Raw genomic sequence first — 19,798 nt, forward strand, 5'->3', positions numbered from 1 at the left:
CTTCCCGCCGACTCCGCCCTGAAGCGCAGAGAGGTGGCCCAGTGCGCGAACCGACAGCCCCGCCGCTCGCGCGCGCCGCGCTCGACCGCGACGGCGAGGCCCGCGCCGCCGACGACTTCACGGTGCGCTTCGACGCCGATCCGGCGGCCCGCGTCATCGCGTTGCACCGGGATCGCGTCCTCCTCGCCGAGCGCATCGAGGGCTCGGCGCCGGCGATGCTGTTCCTCCGCCCGTCCGAGGTGCCATCGTCGACCCTGCGCTGCTACCTCGGTCGCACCGTGGCGAGCGCCGGCATGGACGACGTCGACGACGTCGCCGAGGCCGCCGAACTGCCACCCGGCACCCCCGTCGAGGTGCGCGTGTTCGATGCGGATGCCGCCGCGCTCATCGAACCGGAGGAGGCACGCTGGGCGGGCCTCCGCTCGGCGGCCTCCGTGCTCGGCGACCGTGACGCCGGCCTGTTCACCCAGGCGCTCGCCCTGGCCAACTGGCATTCGGTCGCGCCCTTCTGCCCACGATGCGGCGCGACGACGACCGTGGTGCAGGCGGGGTGGGCCCGTCGGTGCGACCGCGAGGGCAACCTGCTGTTCCCGCGCACGGACCCCGCGGTGATCGTGCTCGTCACCGACGACGACGACCGCGTGCTGCTCGGCTCGAACGCGCTGTGGGAGCAGCACCGCTTCTCGCTGCTCGCCGGATTCGTCGAGCCGGGCGAGTCGCTCGAGGCCGCCGTCGTCCGCGAGATCGGCGAGGAGGCGGGTGTGCACGTCGACCGCGTCGCGTACGGCGGGTCGCAGCCGTGGCCGTTCCCGGCCAGCCTGATGGTGGGCTTCACCGCCCGCGTCGCCGACGGCACCGTGCCGTCCTCCGTCGCGCCCGACGGCGTGGAGATCCTGGAGCTCCGGTGGTTCTCGAGGGCCGACCTGACGGCGGCGGTCGAGGAGATCGCGCTGCCCGGCGGCACCTCGATCGCCCGCTGGATGCTCGAGCGGTGGTACGGCGGTCCGATTCCCGAGTCGCAACCGTGGACGACGACGTGACCGCGGCATCCGACCCGCTGCTCGCGGCGCTCGATGACGACCAGCGGGTCGCGGCCGAGGCGCTCATCGGCCCGGTGTGCGTGCTCGCCGGCGCGGGCACGGGCAAGACGCGCGCGATCACCCACCGCATCGCGTTCGGCGTGGCATCCGGCGCGTACGACCCTGCCCGCGTCATGGCCCTCACCTTCACGGCGCGCGCCGCGGCCGAGCTGCGTGCCAGGCTCCGCGCACTCGGTGCCGGCGCGGTGCCGGCGCGCACGTTCCACGCCGCGGCGCTCGCGCAGCTCAACCACTTCTGGCCCCTCGTCGTCGGTGGTTCCGCGCCGCGCGTGCTGGAGTACAAGGGCCGCCTGCTCGGCGAGGCGGCCGAGCGGCTGCGCCTCCGGGTCGACGTCCCCACGCTGCGGGACGTCGCGTCGGAGATCGAGTGGCGCAAGGTGAGCGCGGTCGGCATGGACGAGTACGAGCTGCGGCTCGCGGCTCGCGGGGCGCCCGGCGACCTCACCGCAGCTCAGGTGCTCGGCCTCGTCGCGGGCTACGAGCAGCTGAAGGACGAGCGGCGCATGCTCGACTTCGAGGACGTGCTGCTCGCGATCGCGGGCATGATCGAGTCGGAACCGTCGGTCGCGATGCACGTGCGGGAGAGTTATCGGCACTTCGTGGTCGACGAATACCAGGATGTCTCGCCGGCCCAGCAGCAGCTGCTCGACCTCTGGCTCGGAAGCCGCCGCGACGTCTGCGTCGTCGGCGACGCGAGCCAGACGATCTACTCATTCGCCGGGGCGACTCCCGAGTACCTCCTGGGCTTCGCGCGGCGCTACGAGGATGCGACCGTCGTGCGACTCGAGCGCAACTACCGGTCGACGGCCGAGATCATCGGCGTCGCGAACCGCCTCATGCGCGGTCGGGCGGGCGCGCTGCAGCTCGAGGCGGTGTCGGGCCCGAGCGCGGCATCCGCCGACCCGGGCGTCGAACCGGTCGTGCACGAGTACGCCGACGAGCTCGCCGAGGCGAGGGGCGCAGCGACCCGCATCCGGGATCGCATCGACGCGGGCGTGCCGCCCGAGAAGATCGCCGTGCTCATGCGCGTGAACTCGCAGTCGGCGAACCTGGAGCGTGCGCTCGAGGAGGTCGGCGTGAGTTCGCGCGTACGCGGTGCGGCGCGGTTCTTCGACCAGCCCGAGGTGCGGGAGGCCGTGCACGCGCTGCGCGCTGCGGCGCTCACCATCGCGGGGGAGCCGCTCTTCAAGTCGGTGAGCGACGTGCTGCGCTCGCTCGGCTGGACGATGCAGCCGCCCGATGGACCGGGTGCGGTCCGCGCACGATGGGAGTCGCTCAACGCGATCGCCAGGCTCGTCGACGACGCGCCTGAGGGCACGACCTTCCGCGCGTTCGCCGACGAGCTCCGTGCCCGCGCCGAGGCGCAGCACGAGCCCACAGTGTCGGCGGTGACGCTCGCGACCCTGCACTCGGCGAAGGGCCTCGAGTGGGACGAGGTGCACATCGTCGGCCTCACCGAGGGCATGCTCCCGATCGCGTACGCGAAGGGGTTCGACGCGATCGACGAGGAGCGCCGACTGCTCTACGTGGGCATCACGAGGGCACGGCGCCGGCTGTCGCTGAGCTGGTCCCGGACCGGCGGCGCGCATCGAGGGGAACGGGAGCCGTCGCGGTTCCTCCGGGAGCTCGACAGCCGCACTCGGGATGCGACTCGTGCCGGCGTCGGCGCGGGAGGCCGCCCGGCCGTTCGCGCCTGAGCGTCAGCGACGCGTCCCTGAGCGCCATCGAGCCGTGCCGGAGGCGGTCGTCGACGACCGCGATCGCCAGCGCCGCGGCCTCGATCCAGCCCCGGACTGTGCGGGTCGACGCGGGGCGGCCGGCGAGCTGGGCGGCGATCACCGGCCACGCCGGATCGTGGTCGCGTCGGGCGAGGTCCAGGCACCGGAGGCAAGGCCCGTCGCCGGGTTCCACGAGCGGTCCGACCCGCGCGCCGACGTCGTCGAACACGACCGCCAGGTGGGGCACGTCGCGGCGGAGCCAGGGCAGGTGACGGGCGGGCGGCACGACCCAGTCGGCGCCGACCACGGCGAGGTCGACGCGGTCGGCCTCGGGAAGGCGCTCGAGGGACGCCTCGTCAGCTCGTGATCGGAGGTCGACGACGTCGTGGCCGAGCGCGGCGAGGTCGGCGGCGAGGCGCACGCCGATGGACCCGGGGGCGTCGACCGCGACCCGGTGCACCTCGCGGCGCACCACTGCGCCGGAGGGGCCGGGCGACGCGGCGTACGACGGATCGAACGCCGGCTCGATGGCGGCGAGGAGTCGCCGGACGCGATCAGGGGTGCCGTCGAGCCCTGCGCCGATGGTGGTCAGCGTCTCGATGCTCGCGCCGTGCCGCAGCGCGGCGATGAGTCCGGTCTCGAGGTCGCCGGCGTCACGCAGCACGACGCGGGGGGTCGCCGCGCCGAGTTGCAGGTCGGTCGGCGTGCGCCACACGAGGGGGAGTGCGGGGTCGATGCGCGGGGCCATGCCGAGAGCATGCCCGAGTCGGATGCCGCGTCGCGGCATCCGTCCACAGGCTCAGGCCTTCGGCTCCTCGCCGTCCTCGCCGGGCGCGGCTGGCGTCTCACCGCGCAGGAGCTGCTCGAGCGCCTGGTCGAACTCCTCGTCGGCCGAGGTCTCGGCCGTGTCGGCGCCCGTGAGCCGCGCGATGAGGGCGCTCGGGTCGTCGAGGTCGGCCGCGGTCGGCAGCAGGTCGGGGTGCGCCCACAACGCGTCGCGCGCCTCGACGCCGACCGCATGGGTCACCGCGCGCCACATCGCCGCCGCCTCGCGGAGGCGCCGGGGGCGCAGCTCGAGGCCCACGAGGGTCGCGAAGGCGGACTCGGCGGGGCCGCCCGACGCGCGCCGCCTGCGGATCGACTCGGCGATCGCGTCCGACCTGGGCAGGCGCTCGGTCGCGTCGGCCGTGACGGCGTCGACCCAGCCCTCGACGAGGGCGAGCATGGTCTCGAGGCGCCCGAGGGCGGCCTCCTGCGCCTCGCTCTTCGGCCGGATGAGCGCACCGTTCACGACGGCGTCGCGCAACTCGTCGGTGTTCGACGGGTCGAAGCCCTCTGCGAGCTGCTCGAGGCGGTCGGTGTCGATGTCGATGCCGCGGGCGAACGCCGTGATCGCGGTGATCAGGTGCAGGCGGAGCCAGCGCGCGTGGCGGAAGAGCCTGGCGTGCGCGAGCTCCCGCACGCTCAGGTACAGCTCGACCTGGTCGGTGGGGATGTCGAGGCCGTCGCCGAACTCCGCGACGTTCTGCGGCAGCAGCGCCGCTCGTCCGTCGGCCTGCAGCGGGATGCCGATGTCGCCGCCCGACACGACCTCGGTCGCGAGCTGGCCGACGACCTGTCCGAGCTGCATCGCGAACAGCGCCCCGCCGATGCCGCGCATCATCCGGCTCGCGCCCTGGATCATCGAACGCAACTCCTCGGGCGCCTGCTCGCTCATGACGCGCGTGAGGGAGTCCGAGATGCTGAGCGCGACCGGCTCGGCGAGCTGCGACCACACGGGCATGGTGGCCGCCACCCAGCTGCGCCGGGTGAGCAGCTCGGGCGTCTCGGGGAGTGCGGAGAAGTCCACGACCTCGTCGAGCCACAGCGACGCGACCTGCAGTGCCTGGTCGAGGCGCGCACGCTCCTCGGGGGTGAGCTGCCGCTGGCCGGATGCCGCCCGCTCCTCGCCCTGGCGCAGTGCGAGGCTCCAGTCGATGCCGTCGCCGCCGCGGTTCATGGCCTGCTGCAGCTGGCCGAAGAGGGCGGCGAGGCTCGCCGGGTCGTTCGGCAGACCCGCGGCGCCCGCGAGCCGCGACGGATCGATCCCGCCGGACCCCGAGAGGAGCTCGCGGAGCATCTCGCGGAACTCGTCTTCCGGGTTCCGGTCGTCGGGCTCGTCGTTCCCATCGGCCACGTGAGCCACCTCCAGTCGCGTCCCTTCAACCGTAGCCCCGGCCCACCGGCGCATGTCTGGGAAATGGCCTAGGCTGGGCCTTCCGGGTGTCCGCCCTTCGCGAACAACGCCGGCCCCGGCGCTCGCACTCGGCGACTCGGTCGCCCGGAAGGAACCACGGATGGCCCTCTTCGACGACGACCCGTCGCCGCGCCCGCAGGGTCGCTCGCGCAGGGAGCGCATCGGCTGGGCCGCGCTCACGGTCGCGGTGCTGATCGGCGTGGGCTTCGCCCTGCTCCCGTCGCCGTACGTGATCGAGCAGCCCGGGCCCGTCTACGACACGCTCGGCGTCGCGGATCACGACGACGAGGAGGTGCCCCTCATCGAGATCCCCGACGAGGAGACCTTCCCGACCGACGGCGAACTGAACCTGCTCACCGTGACCGTGCTCGGCCGCCCGGGGAACACCCCCAACTGGCTCGAGGTGCTCGGCGCGTGGTTCGATCGCACACGATCGGCGGTCCCGGTCGAGGCGATCTTCCCGCCGGGCGTCAGCGACGCCGATCGCGACGCGCAGAACGAGGCCGCGATGGTCGACTCCCAGCAGGACGCGATCGCTGCCGCGCTGGTCGAGCTGGGCTATGAGTTCCCCAGGGAGGTGACGGTCGCCGGCATCCTCGACGACTCCCCGGCGGCGGGCGTGCTCGAGGAGGGCGACGTCATCGTCTCGGTCAACGGCGCGGCCGTGAACTCAATCGACGAGCTGCGCGCCGCGGTTCGCGAGAACGGCGCGGATGCCCCGGCGAGCCTCGAGATCGTGCGCGACGGCGCCGAGCAGACGGTCGCCGTGACTCCGGTCGAGCGCGACGGCTCCGTCGTCATCGGCGTCGGCGTGGGCATGGAGTACGAGTTCCCGATCGACGTGGAGCTGCAGCTCGACAACGTCGGCGGCCCGAGCGCGGGCATGATGTTCGCGCTCGGCATCGTGGACAAGCTCACGCCGGGTTCGATGACGGGCGGCGAGGTCATCGCGGGCACCGGGACGATCGATTCCGCCGGCGACGTGGGTGCCATCGGCGGCGTCCGTCAGAAGCTGTGGGGCGCGGAGGACGCAGGCGCGGACTGGTTCCTCGCGCCGGCGTCGAACTGCGACGAGGTCACGGGACATGTCCCCGACGGAATCACCGTGTTCGCCGTGTCGACCCTCGACGAGGCGCGCGAGATCGTGGAGACGATCGGCGAGGGCGGCGACATTGCCGAATTCGCCTCCTGCCCGGCCTCCTGAACAGCCGATTCCAAGCATCGCGACCCTAGGATGGAGTCTCGATCCCACAGCGACCGAACAAGAGGCCGAGAGTGTCAGCACAGACGCAAGAACCGAGGATTCCGCGACGCCGCGGGCCGATCGCCATTACGATCGGGGTGGTCGCGCTCCTCGTCATCGCCTTCTTCGTGTTCGTCGGACTCTACGCCGACGTGCTCTGGTACGACCAGCTCGGATACCTCAACGTGCTCACCACGGAATGGGCCGCGCGCCTCGTACTCTTCGTGATCGGCTTCCTCGCGATGGCGGTGCCCGTCTGGGCCTCCATCCAGATCGCCTACCGCACCCGGCCCGTGTACGCGAAGCTCAACTCGCAGCTCGACCGCTACCAGGAGGTCTTCGAGCCGCTGCGCCGCCTCGCGATGTACGGCATCCCGATCGTGCTCGGCATCTTCGCCGGAGTCTCGGTCTCGAGCCGCTGGGAGCTCACGCTCACCTGGCTGAACCGCACGCCCTTCGGAACGACCGACCCGCAGTTCGGCTTCGACGTGAGCTTCTTCGTCTTCGAGCTGCCGTTCTACCGGTCGATCGTCGGCTTCGCGTCCGCGGTCGTGCTGCTCTCGCTGCTGCTCGTCATCGCCACGAACTACCTGTACGGCTCGATCCGGGTGAGCGGCCGTGAGGTCGTGATCTCCAAGTCGGCGCGCATCCAGATCGCCTTGACGGCGGGCCTCTACCTGCTGCTGCAGGGGATCAGCATCTGGTTCGACCAGTACGCCACCGTCACCGAGACGGGCTCGATCATCACCGGTGCGGCATACACCGACGTGAACGCGGTGATCCCCGGGCGCCAGATCCTCGCGGCGGCGGCGATCGGCGTCGCCATCCTCTTCTTCATCACGGCGCTCATCGGCCGCTGGCGGCTCCCGCTCGTCGGCATCGGCCTGCTCATCGTGTCAGCCGTGATCATCGGCTCCCTCTACCCGTGGGTGATCCAGCGATTCCAGGTCGACCCGAGTGCGAAGACGCTCGAGGCCCCTTACATCAAGCGGAGCATCGACCTCACCCGCGACGCCTACGGGATCGAGGACATCGAGACCATCCCGTTCAATGCGAAGACGGATGCCGAGCCCGGCGCCCTCCGGTCGGACGCCGCGACCACGGCCAACATCCGTCTCATGGACCCGCTCGTGATCAGTCCGGCGTACCAGCAGCTCCAGCAGTTCCGCCAGTACTACCAGTTCCCCGACGCACTCGACGTCGACCGCTACGTGATCGACGGCGCGACGCAGGACACTGTGGTCGCCGTGCGCGACCTCGCGCTGTCGGGCCTCGGCGACGCCGAGACCTGGTACAACTCCCACATCGCCTACACCCACGGCTACGACCTCGTTGCGGCGGCGGGCAACCAGCGCTCGGTCGACGGCCAGCCCGTGTTCCTGCAGTCGGGCATCCCGTCTTCCGGCGTGCTCGGCGAGTTCGAGCCGCGCGTGTACTTCGGCGAGAGCTCGCCCGCGTACTCGATCGTGGGTGCACCAGAGGGCTCCGACCCGGTGGAACTCGACTACCCGGCGGGCGGCAGCGACGAGAACCAGACCTACACCACGTTCCAGGGTGACGGCGGTCCGAAGCTCGACAACGTGTTCACGAAGCTCGTCTATGCGTTGAAGTTCCAGTCGGAACAGATCTTCCTCTCCGACGCGGTGAACACCGAGTCGCAGATCCTCTACGACCGCGACCCGATCGAGCGCGTTAGGAAGGTCGCGCCGTACCTCACCCTCGACTCCGACAGCTATCCGTCCGTGGTGGACGGCCGCATCGTCTGGATCGTCGACGGCTACACGCTCACCGACCATTACCCGTACTCGAACAAGGTGAGCATGAGCGAGGCCATCGCCGACAGCGAGGGCCTGCCGCAGGCGCTGCCGTTCGACGAGGTCAACTACATCCGCAATTCGGTCAAGGCCACCGTCGACGCGTACGACGGCTCGGTGACCCTCTACGCGTGGGACACCGAGGACCCGATCCTCAAGACCTGGGACAAGATCTTCCCGAACTCGCTCGAGCCGATGAGCGAGATGTCCGGCGACCTGATGAGCCACGTGCGCTACCCGGCCGACCTCTTCAAGATGCAGCGCGCCGTGCTCGGCCGCTACCACGTCACCGACGCCGGTTCGTTCTACTCCCGTGAGGACGCGTGGACGACGCCGAAGGAGCCCACTGGCGGCGCGAACTCGACGCTCCTGCAGCCGCCGTACTACCTGACCATGCAGATGCCGGGCCAGGATGCCCCGACGTACTCGCTGTTCTCGACGTTCATCCCCGAGGCGCGCGGCGAGCAGAGCCGCAACGTACTGCGCGGCTACCTGGCGGTCGACGCGGATGCGGGCTCGACCGATGGTGAACGCGCCGACGGATACGGCACGCTCAGACTGCTCACCCTGCCTGAGGACGACAACGTGCCAGGGCCTGGGCAGGTGCAGGCGAACTTCAACGGCAATCCCACGGTCTCGCAATCGCTGAACCTCCTGAAGCAGGGCCAGTCCGAGGTGATCAACGGCAACCTGCTGACGGTTCCGGTCGGCGGCGGCCTGCTCTACGTGCAGCCCGTCTACGTGAAGTCCACTGGAAACACGAGCTACCCCCTGCTGCAGAAGGTGCTCGTCGCGTTCGGCGACCAGATCGCGTTCCAGGACACACTCGACGCCGCGCTCGACGTGCTGTTCGGCGGGGATTCGGGCGCCGCGGCCGGCGACGTCGAGGTGGAGCCGGGCACGGAGCCCACAGCACCACCTGAGGGGGGCGAGCCCACCACGCCCGCCACGCCGAGCGACGAGATACAGGCCCTGCTGAACCAGGCCAAGCAGGCCGTGGAGAACAAGCAGGCCGCGCTCGCCGAGGGCGACTGGGCGGCGTACGGCGCGGCCGACGCGCAACTCGCCGAGATCATCGCGCAGCTCCTGGTGCTGACAGAGGGCGAGTGAGGTGCGCGTCGACCTGAGCGGCGGCGATTGGCTCGACGACAATCGCGCCAATTGGGACGAGCGGGTGCCGGTGCACGTCGCCTCGGACTTCTACGACCGGGAGCCGCTGCGCGACGGCGGGGGAGTCCTCGACCCGATCGCCCGAGCGGGCGTCGAACGCCTGCATCCGGCCGGCCTCGACGGTGTGCGCGTGCTGCACCTCCAGTGCCACTTCGGATCGGACACGCTCTCACTGGCCAACCGTGGCGCCACGGTCGTCGGGCTCGACTTCTCGCGTCCCGCTGTCGAGGAGGCGCGGCGCATGGCGGCCGAGCTCGGCGTCGACGACCGCGCGCGGTTCGTGGAGGCGAACCTCTACGACGCGCGCCACGTGCTGCCCGAGCCCGAGTCGTTCGACCTCGTGTTCACGACGTGGGGCACCATCGGATGGCTGCCGGATGTCGCGGAGTGGGCCCGGATCGTGGCCTGGTTCCTGAAGCCCGGGGGGCGCCTCTACTTCGCAGACGTCCATCCCGCCGCCTTCGTCTTCGACGGCGACGGCGGGCCCGGCGGCCTGCCGGCGTTCACGTTCCCGTACTCGAAGGACGTGCCCGACGTGCTCGAGGACCCCAGCGACTACGCCGACGCGTCGGCGGCACTCGCGAACGCGAAGACGTGGGAGTGGGTGCATCCGCTCGATGAGGTCCTGGGTGCGTTGGGCGACGCGGGCCTCACGGTCGACGCCTTCACCGAGCACTACCTGGTGCCGTGGCAGATCTTCCCGGTCACGGTGCCGCAGGGCGACGGCATGTTCGGGTGGCCGGCCGAGCGGTGGCTGCCCCTTTCGTACGAGCTGGTGGTCTCGGCGCCGGTGCGCTGAGCGCCCGATCCCCCCGAACGGCGACTCCGCGGCGGGCAAGCCGTCACGCCACCCCGCCGCGGAGTCATGACTCAATCGAGCGGACCCGAGGGGCCATCGCGGAGCACAGTGCCGAGGGTGCCGCCGAGCTCATTGCGGTAGTCGCCTGAGAGGTCCCACCACATGGCACCGCCGTAGCCCTGGGCGGCGAGCCACTCGGCCTTGGCCGTGACCGACGACGGGTCGTCGAGGCTCCACCAGTCACCCGTCGCCGCGTCGTACCGCCAGGACGCGCCGACCTCGGCGTCGAAGTAGCCGACGCCGACGTCTCGGATCTCGTAGTAGGGCTTGGTGCCGATCGAGGCGGTGGCCGGCTGCCAGGCCTCTGCGCCGTTCGTCACGCCCGTCCAGCCATGGCCGTAGGCGGCGAGGCCCGCGTTCAGCTGCTCAGGGCGGGCGCCCGCGGCGAGGTACATGCCGACCGCGCCGTCGAGGCCCAGACCCCAGTTCTGAGTGCCGTCGGGGTGCAGGTTGCCCTGGTGTCCGGTCATGGTGGGCACCCACCCGCCGTGGAAGTCGTACCCCTGTACGTTCAGGAAGTCGACGGCGGCGAAGAGCCGCGCGTCGAGCCAGCCGCCCTGCCCGGCGTTCCATCCGCCGGCTGGGGCGAAGGCGGTGAGCAGGTAGTCCTCGCCTGTCTCGGCGCCGTACGCGTCGAGCTGGGTGCGGAACTCCTCCATGAGGGCCAGGAAGTTCTCCGCGTCGGCCGGCGTGGCGTTGGCCGTCTCGCCGCCGGTGACCGGCCACTCCCAGTCGATGTCGATCCCGTCGAAGATGCCGGCGGCTGCGCCGGGTCCGCCGCGACCGTCGACGATCGGCAGGTCGCCCTTCAGGTACAGGTCGATGCACGATGACACCAGTGCGGCACGCGACTCCGGCGTTGCCGCGGCGGCGGAGAAGTGGTCCGACCAGGTCCATCCGCCGAGAGAGATGAGCACCTTGGTCTCGGGGCTGACCTCCTCGAGCTTGCGGAGCTGGTTGAAGTTGCCCGCCAGCGCCTGCTTCGCGGTGTCCCGCTTCCCGTCGACCGAGTCCTGTGACGAGACCGTGCGGACGAAGTCGTTGTAGGCGTCGCCCTCCCCGGCTGTGTCGAGGATGTCGCAGCCCAGGTCGGCGGTGACGTTGCCGAACGCGTAATTGAGATGCGTCACGTCCCGGATCGCACCGGTGGCGAGCAGGTCCTCGATCTGGAAGTCGCGCGTCACGGGGGCGTCGGCCATGAGATAGCCGACGCTTCGGTAGCCGTTGATGTCGGATGGACCGGATGCCGGTGACGGCTTCGCGGTGCGGACGGGCACGGCGGCGGCGGGGGCAGCGGCGATGCCGACGGTGAGCAGGGCCGCAGCGGCGACGGAGATCGCCGCTCCGCGGCGGAGACGGCGGGTCGGCACGGGATGACGAGCTGGCATGGGACTCCCAACGATCGGGTCGGGGCGTTCGGCTCCGACGTGGTTTCGAGGACAGTACCAACGTCGGGCCGAGTTCGGAAGGAATCCTAACTAAAACTGGGGCAACATCAGAAGGATTCCCCCGTTCGTGTGCGGTCGGGCACAGCGGATGCCGCCGACGGAGCTGAGACCGCACAGGTCGACCAGGCCCCACGTGTCGCCGTCGACGTCGCTCGTGACGTCCGATCTGGGGTCTTGTGAGGCCGACCGGGCGCGAGCACACTGAGCCGCATGAGCGTCGTCGCGCAGGTGCTCGCGGTCGTCGAGGGGCTCGCGCTCATCGTCCTCGGGATCCTGGGCGCGTTCTTCTTCCGCAGCCGGCGACTCCACGGCCTCCTCCTCATCGAACCTGAGGATGAGGAGGTCGTGCGGCCTTGGACGGTGTATGCGGGCTTCTCGAATATGGTCTGGGGAGTCGGCGTGCTCGCCGGCGTCGTGGCGGCGAACCTCGGTTACGGTGACGTCGGGCGCACCCTCGTCGCCTTCGTGAGCATCGCGACCCTGCTGCTGGCGTTCGTGCTCCTGTTCACGGAGCTCCGGTACTGGAAGAACGTCATCGTGCTCGTCGGTCTGCCCGTGCTCGTGCTCGTGGCGTTGACGTGGGGGTCGTGATCGGGCGTCCGCGACACCCCTTCGGCAGGCCTGCGCGCTTCGGCCGGTGACGCCTCGCCCGATTGGACGGCGTATGCCCCGCATGCTAGTGTTATTTCTTGTGCCGCGGGGTGGAGCAGTTCGGTAGCTCGCTGGGCTCATAACCCAGAGGTCGTAGGTTCAAATCCTGCCCCCGCAACCGAAACAGAGGATCCCGGTCTCGCCAAGAGGCCGGGATCTTCTGCATTTGCCGGACATTCGGGCCGCGGATCCTGATGCTCGACACCGTGCAACGGAGCCCGGATCGGCTCGTGGTCGGCGTCAGGCGCTCGTGAGGATGACGAGCTGCTGGGTCGCCCGGGTCATGGCGACATAGCGGTCGACCGCTCCTTCGATCCCGGTGCCGAACGCCTCCGGGTCGATGAGGACGACGAGGTCGAACTCGAGCCCCTTCGACAACTCCGGGGTCAGCGACCGGACGCGGGATGTCGGCCCGAACGCGTCGACTTCGATGTCGCCGGTGCCGATGACGCAGGCGATCCCGTCGGCATGCGTGGCGAGCCACGTCTCGAGGATCGAGCCCAGGTCCGGCGTTGCGGCGTGGACGACGGGGACGCCGCTGCTGCGGATGGAGGTCGGCACGTTGGCGTCGGGGAGCACGGCCCGGATGACCGGCTCGGCTTCCGCCATGACCTCTTCCGGCGTCCGGTAGTTGATGTTCAGGGAGGCGAGGATGATCCGGTCGAGCCCGATCCGCTCGAGCCGCTCCTGCCACGTCTCGGTGAACCCGTGCCGGGCCTGGGCGCGGTCCCCGACGATGGTGAAGCTCCGCGACGGACAGCGCAGCAGCAGCATCTGCCATTCGGCGTCGGTCAGTTCCTGCGCCTCGTCCACGACGAGGTGCGCGAACGGGCCCGCGAGTTGGTCGGGGTCGGTGCTGGGATGTGCGGACTCGTCGACCAGGGAGTACTGGGCGTCCTCTCCGCGCAGCATCTTCATGACTCCCAGCTCGGAGTCGTCAGCCGCGATCAGGTCGTCGACGACCCGGTCCATGACCTCGCGTTCGGCGGCGAGGGCGGCGTCACGCCGACGCTGACGTCGTGATGCCTCGGGGTCGCCGATCCGCTGCCGTGCCGCATCGAGGAATGGGAGGTCGGACACCGTCCAGGCACGGGCGTGTTCGCGCTGCAGCGCCCGGATCTCATCGGCGTCGAGCCAGGGCGCGCACTTCCGCAGGTAGGCGGGTACCGACCACAGGTCTCCGACGACGCCGGCCGCGTCGAGCAGCGGCCACGCCCGGTTGAAGGCCGCGCGCAGCTCCCGGTTCTGCCGCAGCGACCTGCGGAGCAGATCGTCCGCGACGTCCTCTTCCTGGTCCTGCTTGTCCGTCAGGATCGTCACGAGTTCCTCCCAGATCTGGTCGCGAGCCTCGTTGTGCGGGGTCCCGGGCTCCGGTGCCTCGAACGCCTCAGCCCAATCGTCGGGGTCGAGCCAGATGTCGTTCCAGTAGGCCTCGACGGTCATCCCCCTGGTGGGCGGCTCTTCGTAGAACCCGACGGCCGTCTCGATCACCCTCACCAGGTCCGCTGAGGACTTCAGGCGGGCCACCCCGGGGTCGGTCTCGATGGCGGCCGTCGCGCCCTCGGGCACGAGGTCCCGCAGGGTGCAGGTCTGCACGCCCTCCTCACCGAGGCCGGGGAGGATGTCGGCGACGTAGTCCAGGTAGGGCCGGCTCGGACCGACGAACAGCACGCCGCCCCGCCGATGGCCGAGGCGAGGGTCGGAGTAGAGGAGGTAGGCGGTCCGGTGCAGGGCGACGACCGTCTTCCCCGTGCCCGGACCGCCGTCGACGACGAGTGCGCCGCGTGATCCCGCGCGGATGATGGCGTCCTGGTCGGCCTGGATGGTGCTGAGCACGTCCCGCATCCGGTCGGACCGGCTGCTGCCGAGGCTGGCGATGAAGGCGGAGTCGTCGTCGAGTGCGACGTTCCCGTCGGAACCGTCGGCGGTGAACACCTCGTCCCAGTAGTCGCTGATGCGACCACGGGTCCAGCGATACCGGCGGCGGCTCACCAGGCCCATCGGGTTGGCGGGGGTCGCGCCGAAGAAGGGTTCGGCAGCGGGGGAGCGCCAGTCGATCAGCAGCCGACGACCTGCAGTGTCCGCGAGGCCGAGTCGACCGATGTACACGGGCTCGGTGTCGTGGACGCCGACCATGCGCCCGAGGCACAGGTCCAGGCCGAAGCGACGCAGGGTGCGCAGTCGAGCGCTCAGCCGGCGTGCCTCCAGGTCCCGCTCCACCGCCTCCTGGCCCATGCGCACGGGTGCCTTGCGCACCGCATCGAGACGGTCGGACACGTCGGCGACCGTCTGCTCGAGGCTCCGCGCGATGGCCGCGAAGTGCTGCTCGTCGCCGGCGATCAGCTTCGGGTCGGCCTTCGAGGCGAGGCGGTCGGGTAGGTCGAATGTGCTGGTAGTCAGGGCTGTTCCTCCGGATGTCGTGACCTCGGCCGACCAGTATGCGCCCCGACCGGGGCCTTGCGGCAAGGCCCCCTCGCTCCGATATCCTGAAAGTGGAGAGCAGGAAGAGCTCTCCGTTCTGGTTCCGTCGTGAGGGTGCCGACGGCCGCCTCGAGCTCACGTCGGAGTCCGGACTACAGTCGTTCGGTGGTGCGGCCCTATGCTGCATTCGATGTCCACTGCAAAGTTCGCCGCCGGCGCCCTCGTCGCCGCCCTCGCGCTCACGAGCACGACCGTCCAGATGTCGGCCGCCGGCGCGCAGGAGCGAGCGGATGCCGCTGCCGCCGTCGCGATCGAACGCGAGCGCATCTCGACCCGCTGGGACGACGCCGTCGCGTCCGCCCGCACCGAAGCGCGGGTTCTCGCCATCACGGCGCGAACCGCCGCGATGCGCGTGGGCGACCTCGCCGACGCTCGCACCGTCGACCGGTTGGCGATGGCAGCGGCCGCGCTCGACCGCGCGCTCGCCCGACGCGACATCGGCGCGATTGCGGCACGTCGGGACGAGCTCGCCTCGGTCCTGGCAGGGTTCCACCGTACGGTCAGCGTGGCCGCCGACGCGGTGATCGCCGGTCACCCCTCGGCCGACGAGTCGATGAAGGACATCCTGCGGGGGGCGATCGCTCGCGTGCGACCCGACGGGGGCGGGAGCGTCGCATCCGGCGTCGACCTCGCGGCCGTGCGCTCGGCTGCGGATCGCGTGGTCGCGTCGCATCAGGCGAACACCGCCGCAGCAGCCGCAGCCGCGGCGGCTGCAGCCGCGGCGGCAGCGGAGGCCGCCGCTGATGCCGCGACGGGGGGCGCCGACGTGAGTGGATCCGTCGCTCCGACAGCCGCCGCGCAGTTCGCGCCGCCCACCCACCCGACCGAGCTGACCGTCGACGCACGGGGCGACTACCGGCCGGGATGCCCGGTGCTGCTCGAGGGGGACTGGTGGTACCCCGACCGGACCGGCTATGTCGTGGTCGATCCGGGATACCCCTACGACATCGAGGTCTTGGAGTCCGATGGGCACTTCATCGCCGTCAAGTCGCTGCCCTGCATCCTCGAGTGACGGCCGCTGTCCTGGTCACGTGCCCGGCGCATAGGCTGTCGACATGCAGACCGACACGTCGGGGTTCGGGATCGCCGTCGCCCAGTTCGCACCTGGCGCCGACACCGAGGCGAACCTCGCCGAGATCACACGCCTCGCCGAGCTCGCCGTGGCGCGCGGTGCACGCCTCGCGGTGTTCCCCGAGTACTCGAGCTACTTCACGCCCGAACCCGGCTGGGATTGGCAGGCGGCCGCCGAGCCGGTGATAGGCCCGTTCACCGAGCATCTCGCCGCCCTCGCGACCCGGCTCGACGTGCACGTCGTCGCAGGGATGATCGAACGGCTCGACGGCGACGACCGCCGGGTGGGCAACACCGTGGTCGCGGTCGCACCCGGCGAGGGTGTCGTCGCGCGCTACCGCAAGCTGCACCTGTACGACGCGTTCGGGCAGCGCGAGTCCGAGTGGGTCGCCCCGGGCGACCTCGTCGACCCCGAGGTGTTCGAGGCCGGCGGCCTCCGCTTCGGCCTCCAGACGTGCTACGACGCCCGGTTCCCCGAGGTGACCCGTCGCATCGTCGACGCGGGCGCCGACGTGGTGTGCATGCCGGCCGAGTGGGTGCGCGGGCCGCTCAAGGAGGCGCACTGGCGGCTGCTCACGACCGCGCGCGCCCTCGAGAACACGATGTACGTGGCGGCGGCCGACCACGCCCCGCCGGTCGGCGCGGGCAACAGCATGATCGTCGACCCGATGGGCGTGGAGCTCGCCACCGTCGGCGAGGCCACGGATGTCGCGGTCGCGTGGGTCTCCCGCGAGCGGATCGACGCCGTGCGGCGCGTCAACCCGGCGCTCGCCCTCCGACGATTCGACGTGATCGAGCGCGTCAGCCCGCGCTGAGCCGCGAGAGCCGCGTCGACGCCTCCTCGAGCACGTCGTGGCGCTTGCAGAACGCGAATCGCACGAGGCTGCGGTAGGCGTCCTGCCGGTCGGGGTGCACGAACGACGACACCGGCACGCCGACCACGCCAGCCCGGTCGGGCAGTTCGCGGCAGAGCGCCGCGCCGTCGTCGTATCCGAGGGGCGCGGCGTCCGCCACGATGAAATACCCGGCGTCGGGCAGCGAGACGGTGAACCCCGCCGCCTCGAGGCCGGCGGCGAGCACGTCGCGCTTCGCGCGGAGCTCGGCTGCGGCATCCGCGAACACCGCGTCGGGCAGGCCCAGCCCCTTCGCGATCGCCGGCTGGAACGGTGCGCCGTTCACGAACGTGAGGTACTGCTTCACCGCCAGCACGGCCGTGACGAGCGGGGCAGGGGCGGTGAGCCAGCCGATCTTCCAGCCGGTGGTGCTGAACGTCTTGCCGCCCGACGAGATGGAGATCGTGCGCTCGCGTGCCCCGGGGAGCGTCGCGATCGGCACGTGCGGCACACCGAACGTGAGGTGCTCGTACACCTCGTCGGTGACGATGATCGCGTCGTGCTTCTCCGCCAGCCGCACGATGCGGGTGAGGGTCTCGGCGTCGAGCACGGCGCCCGTCGGGTTGTGCGGCGAGTTCACGAGGATGATCCGGGTGCGGTCGGTGACGGCGGCCTCGAGCTCGTCGGGGTCGGGACGCCAGTCGGGGAACCGGAGGGGCACCGTGCGATGCACGCCGCCCGCTCGCGCGATGAGCGCTGCGTAGGCGTCGTAGTAGGGCTCGAACGTGACGACCTCGTCCCCCGTGTCGACGAGCGCCAGAATCGTCGCGGCGAGCGCCTCGGTGGCGCCTGCCGTCACGAGCACCTCGGATGCCACGTCGACGTCGAGGCCGTAGAAGCGCCGCTGGTGCGCGGCGATCGCCTCACGCAGCACGGGCATGCCGATGCCCGGCGGGTACTGGTTGACGCCGTCGGCGATCGCCTGCCTGGCGGCCTCGAGCACCTCGGCGGGGCCGTCCTCGTCGGGGAAGCCCTGGCCGAGGTTGATCGCACCGGTGCGGGCCGCCAGCGCGCTCATCTCCGCGAAGATCGTGGCGGCGATGCCGCCGTCGGCGGCCAGCAGCCCGGCGCCCGCCGCAGTGCGCTGCCAGGGCCGGAGTCCGGGTGCGGGGGAGAAGTCGCTCACGCTCTCACCGTACGTCAGGGTGGGGCCGCTACGCTGACGCAGGGCGACGCCCGGCAGCGGCATCCGCTATCGGATGACTCACCGCTGGGGGATAGCCGGATCACAGACTTCGCCGATGTCGCACACAGCTTCGGGCGGGATGCTGACATCGCTTTGGAAGGAGCAGACCATGACCGACACCACTGACGGCCCCACGGGGGAGGCCCGGGAGGGCGACGTCGCCGAGACCCCAGCCACGCCCGTGCCCGCCGCGAACCCGGTCGCCGAGACCGCGGCGACGACGCCCGCGACCCCTGAGCCCGCCACGCCGGCGGCTCCGGCCGCTCCCGCGGCTCCGGCCGCCACGACCGAGGGCGCCGGCACCGCGGCCGCACCCACGGCCGCACCCACGACCGGCACGGTCTACCACCCCGGCCAGGCGCCGCAGCCGTACAGCGCCGCCCAGCCCACCGCGCCGACGCAGCCCACCGCGCCGACGCAGCCCACCGCGCCGACGCAGCCCACCGCGCCGACGCAGCCGGTCACCGGCCAGGTGCCGCCGGCCTTCGGCGGCCCCACCCCGACCGCGACCCAGCCTGCGCCGAAGCCGCGCCGGGTCGGCCTCGGCGTCGCCGCCGCGATCGTCGCGGCCGCCCTCATCGGCGGCGCATCGGGCGCCGGCATCACCGCGCTCATCGTGAGCAACCAGGCGCCCACCTCGAGCGACAGCGCCGACAGCGCGCAGAACATCGTCGTGAACGACGCCGACTCGGTGAACCAGATCACCGCCGTCGCGGCCAAGGCCAGCCCCAGCGTCGTGACCATCTCGGTGACGGGCGGCCAGACTGGCGGCACGGGCTCCGGCATCATCCTGTCGGAGGACGGCTACGTGCTCACCAACACGCACGTGGTGACCCTCGACGGCGCCACGGGCGACCCGACGATCCAGGTGAAGACCAACGACGGCCACCTCTACGAGGCCGAACTCGTCGGCACCGACCCGCTCTCGGATCTCGCGGTCATCAAGCTGGTGGACGCGTCAGGCCTCACGCCCCTCGAGTTCGCCGACTCCGACAAGCTCAACGTCGGCGACACGGCCATCGCCATCGGTGCCCCGCTCGGCCTCTCGGGCACCGTGACGAACGGCATCGTCAGCGCGCTGAACCGCTCGATCGACGTGGCCTCGTCGGCCGCGCCGACGACGCCCGACGACTCGGAGGAGGGCGACAGCGGCGAGGGAGACCAGGGCGACGGCTCGGACGAGAGCCCGTTCGACTTCTTCTTCGACCTGCCCGACCCCGACGGCGGCGAGTCGCAGCAGCAGACGACCGCGTCCGGCCAGGTCTCCCTGCCGGTCATCCAGACGGATGCCGCGATCAACCCGGGCAACTCGGGTGGCGCCCTCCTGAACTCCGAGGGCGAGCTGATCGGCGTGAACGTCGCCATCCTCTCGGCGGGCGGCTCGAGCACCGAGGCCGGCAACATCGGCGTGGGCTTCGCCGTCCCGTCGAACCTCGCCGAGCGCATCGCGAACGAGATCATCGAGAACGGGTCGGCCACGCACGGCCTGCTCGGCGCGACGGTCACATCGGCGGAGGCCGACGGCCAGAGCGACACCGTCGGCGCCCTCATCTCCGAGGTGAGCGCGGGCGGAGCGGCGGAGCAGGCCGGCCTCGAGGCCGGTGACGTCGTCACCGAGTTCAACGGCGTGCCGATCACCGACCAGACCGACCTCACCGCGCAGGTGCGCGCGCTGCCGGGCGGCGAGACGGCGGATCTCACGTTCACACGCGACGGCGAGTCGCAGACCGTGAGCGTCACGCTGGGCACCTTCGAGGGCTGACGCCCGCAACGAACGGCAGGAAGGGCCGGGATCCTCGGGGCGGATTCAATCGGTCGTTGCAACACCGCGTGTGATTAGTCCGTGTTGACGAGTTTATGCAGGCGCTGGGCTGGGGTTTCCCAGCCCAGCGTTTTGCGTGGGCGGCCGTTGAGCTTCTGGGCGACGA

At 71.2% G+C, this 19,798-nt stretch carries 13 protein-coding genes and 1 tRNA gene; 10 read left to right on the forward strand and 4 right to left on the reverse strand.

Features of this window, described 5'->3' with window-relative positions; genetic code table 11:
- The first annotated feature begins 41 nt into the window (after positions 1-41).
- Together nudC and ASG80_RS20655 are read left to right on the forward strand one after the other, a co-directional pair.
- Positions 42-1,040 (forward strand): NAD(+) diphosphatase, encoded by a 999-nt coding sequence (nudC, locus tag ASG80_RS24650; RefSeq protein WP_056734259.1) that lies wholly within the window; start codon positions 42-44, stop codon positions 1,038-1,040.
- The gene (locus ASG80_RS20655) at positions 1,025-2,797 is read left to right on the forward strand and encodes an ATP-dependent helicase (RefSeq protein ID WP_235508424.1); all 1,773 of its coding nucleotides are present in this window, start codon (positions 1,025-1,027) and stop codon (positions 2,795-2,797) included. Before nudC ends, ASG80_RS20655 begins: the two co-directional genes overlap by 16 nt.
- An 820-nt stretch (positions 2,798-3,617) precedes the next feature.
- On the opposite strand, the gene ASG80_RS20660 is transcribed toward ASG80_RS20655, so the two are convergent.
- The gene (locus ASG80_RS20660; RefSeq protein ID WP_082590813.1) at positions 3,618-4,937 is read right to left on the reverse strand and encodes a zinc-dependent metalloprotease; all 1,320 of its coding nucleotides are present in this window, start codon (positions 4,935-4,937) and stop codon (positions 3,618-3,620) included.
- Positions 4,938-5,154: 217 nt separating this feature from the next.
- On the opposite strand from ASG80_RS20660, the gene ASG80_RS20665 reads away from it, so the two are divergent.
- The 3 genes from ASG80_RS20665 to ASG80_RS20675 all read left to right on the forward strand — a co-directional run bounded on the left by ASG80_RS20665 (position 5,155) and on the right by ASG80_RS20675 (position 10,080).
- Positions 5,155-6,258 (forward strand): PDZ domain-containing protein, encoded by a 1,104-nt coding sequence (locus tag ASG80_RS20665; RefSeq protein ID WP_056734263.1) that lies wholly within the window; start codon positions 5,155-5,157, stop codon positions 6,256-6,258.
- 71 nt (positions 6,259-6,329) lie between these two features.
- Positions 6,330-9,221 (forward strand): UPF0182 family protein, encoded by a 2,892-nt coding sequence (locus ASG80_RS20670; protein WP_235508425.1) that lies wholly within the window; start codon positions 6,330-6,332, stop codon positions 9,219-9,221.
- Between the two features lies 1 nt (position 9,222).
- Positions 9,223-10,080 (forward strand): bifunctional 2-polyprenyl-6-hydroxyphenol methylase/3-demethylubiquinol 3-O-methyltransferase UbiG, encoded by an 858-nt coding sequence (locus tag ASG80_RS20675; RefSeq protein WP_056734267.1) that lies wholly within the window; start codon positions 9,223-9,225, stop codon positions 10,078-10,080.
- A 71-nt stretch (positions 10,081-10,151) separates the two neighbouring features.
- Here the strand turns inward: ASG80_RS20675 and ASG80_RS20680 are convergent, their stop codons facing one another.
- Entirely contained in the window at positions 10,152-11,528 is a 1,377-nt protein-coding gene (locus ASG80_RS20680) for a glycoside hydrolase family 18 protein (RefSeq protein WP_082590795.1), read from the reverse strand.
- Positions 11,529-11,798: 270 nt separating this feature from the next.
- Between ASG80_RS20680 and ASG80_RS20685 the strand changes: the two genes are divergently transcribed.
- Together ASG80_RS20685 and ASG80_RS20690 are read left to right on the forward strand one after the other, a co-directional pair.
- Positions 11,799-12,179: a DUF1304 family protein gene (locus ASG80_RS20685; protein ID WP_056734271.1), complete on the forward strand. Its 381-nt coding sequence runs from the start codon at positions 11,799-11,801 to the stop codon at positions 12,177-12,179.
- A gap of 104 nt (positions 12,180-12,283) precedes the next feature.
- Positions 12,284-12,357 (forward strand) — tRNA-Met (locus tag ASG80_RS20690).
- A 122-nt stretch (positions 12,358-12,479) separates the two neighbouring features.
- On the opposite strand, the gene helR is transcribed toward ASG80_RS20690, so the two are convergent.
- On the reverse strand, positions 12,480-14,639 hold the full coding sequence (gene helR / locus ASG80_RS20695) for an RNA polymerase recycling motor ATPase HelR (RefSeq protein WP_056734339.1): 2,160 nt from the start codon (positions 14,637-14,639) through the stop codon (positions 12,480-12,482).
- Between the two features lie 211 nt (positions 14,640-14,850).
- Here helR and ASG80_RS20700 point away from each other — a divergent pair, with 211 nt between their 5' ends.
- Positions 14,851-15,732: a hypothetical protein gene (locus tag ASG80_RS20700; RefSeq protein WP_156401994.1), complete on the forward strand. Its 882-nt coding sequence runs from the start codon at positions 14,851-14,853 to the stop codon at positions 15,730-15,732.
- A gap of 43 nt (positions 15,733-15,775) precedes the next feature.
- Positions 15,776-16,606, forward strand: coding sequence for a carbon-nitrogen hydrolase family protein (locus ASG80_RS20705; protein ID WP_056734274.1), 831 nt, complete (start codon positions 15,776-15,778; stop codon positions 16,604-16,606).
- Here the strand turns inward: ASG80_RS20705 and ASG80_RS20710 are convergent.
- Positions 16,593-17,810, reverse strand: a complete 1,218-nt coding sequence (locus ASG80_RS20710) for a pyridoxal phosphate-dependent aminotransferase (RefSeq protein ID WP_056734341.1) — start codon at positions 17,808-17,810, stop codon at positions 16,593-16,595. The genes ASG80_RS20705 and ASG80_RS20710 overlap by 14 nt on opposite strands.
- 169 nt (positions 17,811-17,979) lie before the next feature.
- Between ASG80_RS20710 and ASG80_RS20715 the strand changes: the two genes are divergently transcribed.
- Complete coding sequence (locus ASG80_RS20715) at positions 17,980-19,632, forward strand: S1C family serine protease (RefSeq protein WP_056734276.1); 1,653 nt, start codon at positions 17,980-17,982, stop codon at positions 19,630-19,632.
- Positions 19,633-19,798: the final 166 nt, after the last annotated feature.

Source organism: Agromyces sp. Soil535, from assembly GCF_001428255.1.
Taxonomy (GTDB): Bacteria; Actinomycetota; Actinomycetes; order Actinomycetales; family Microbacteriaceae; genus Agromyces.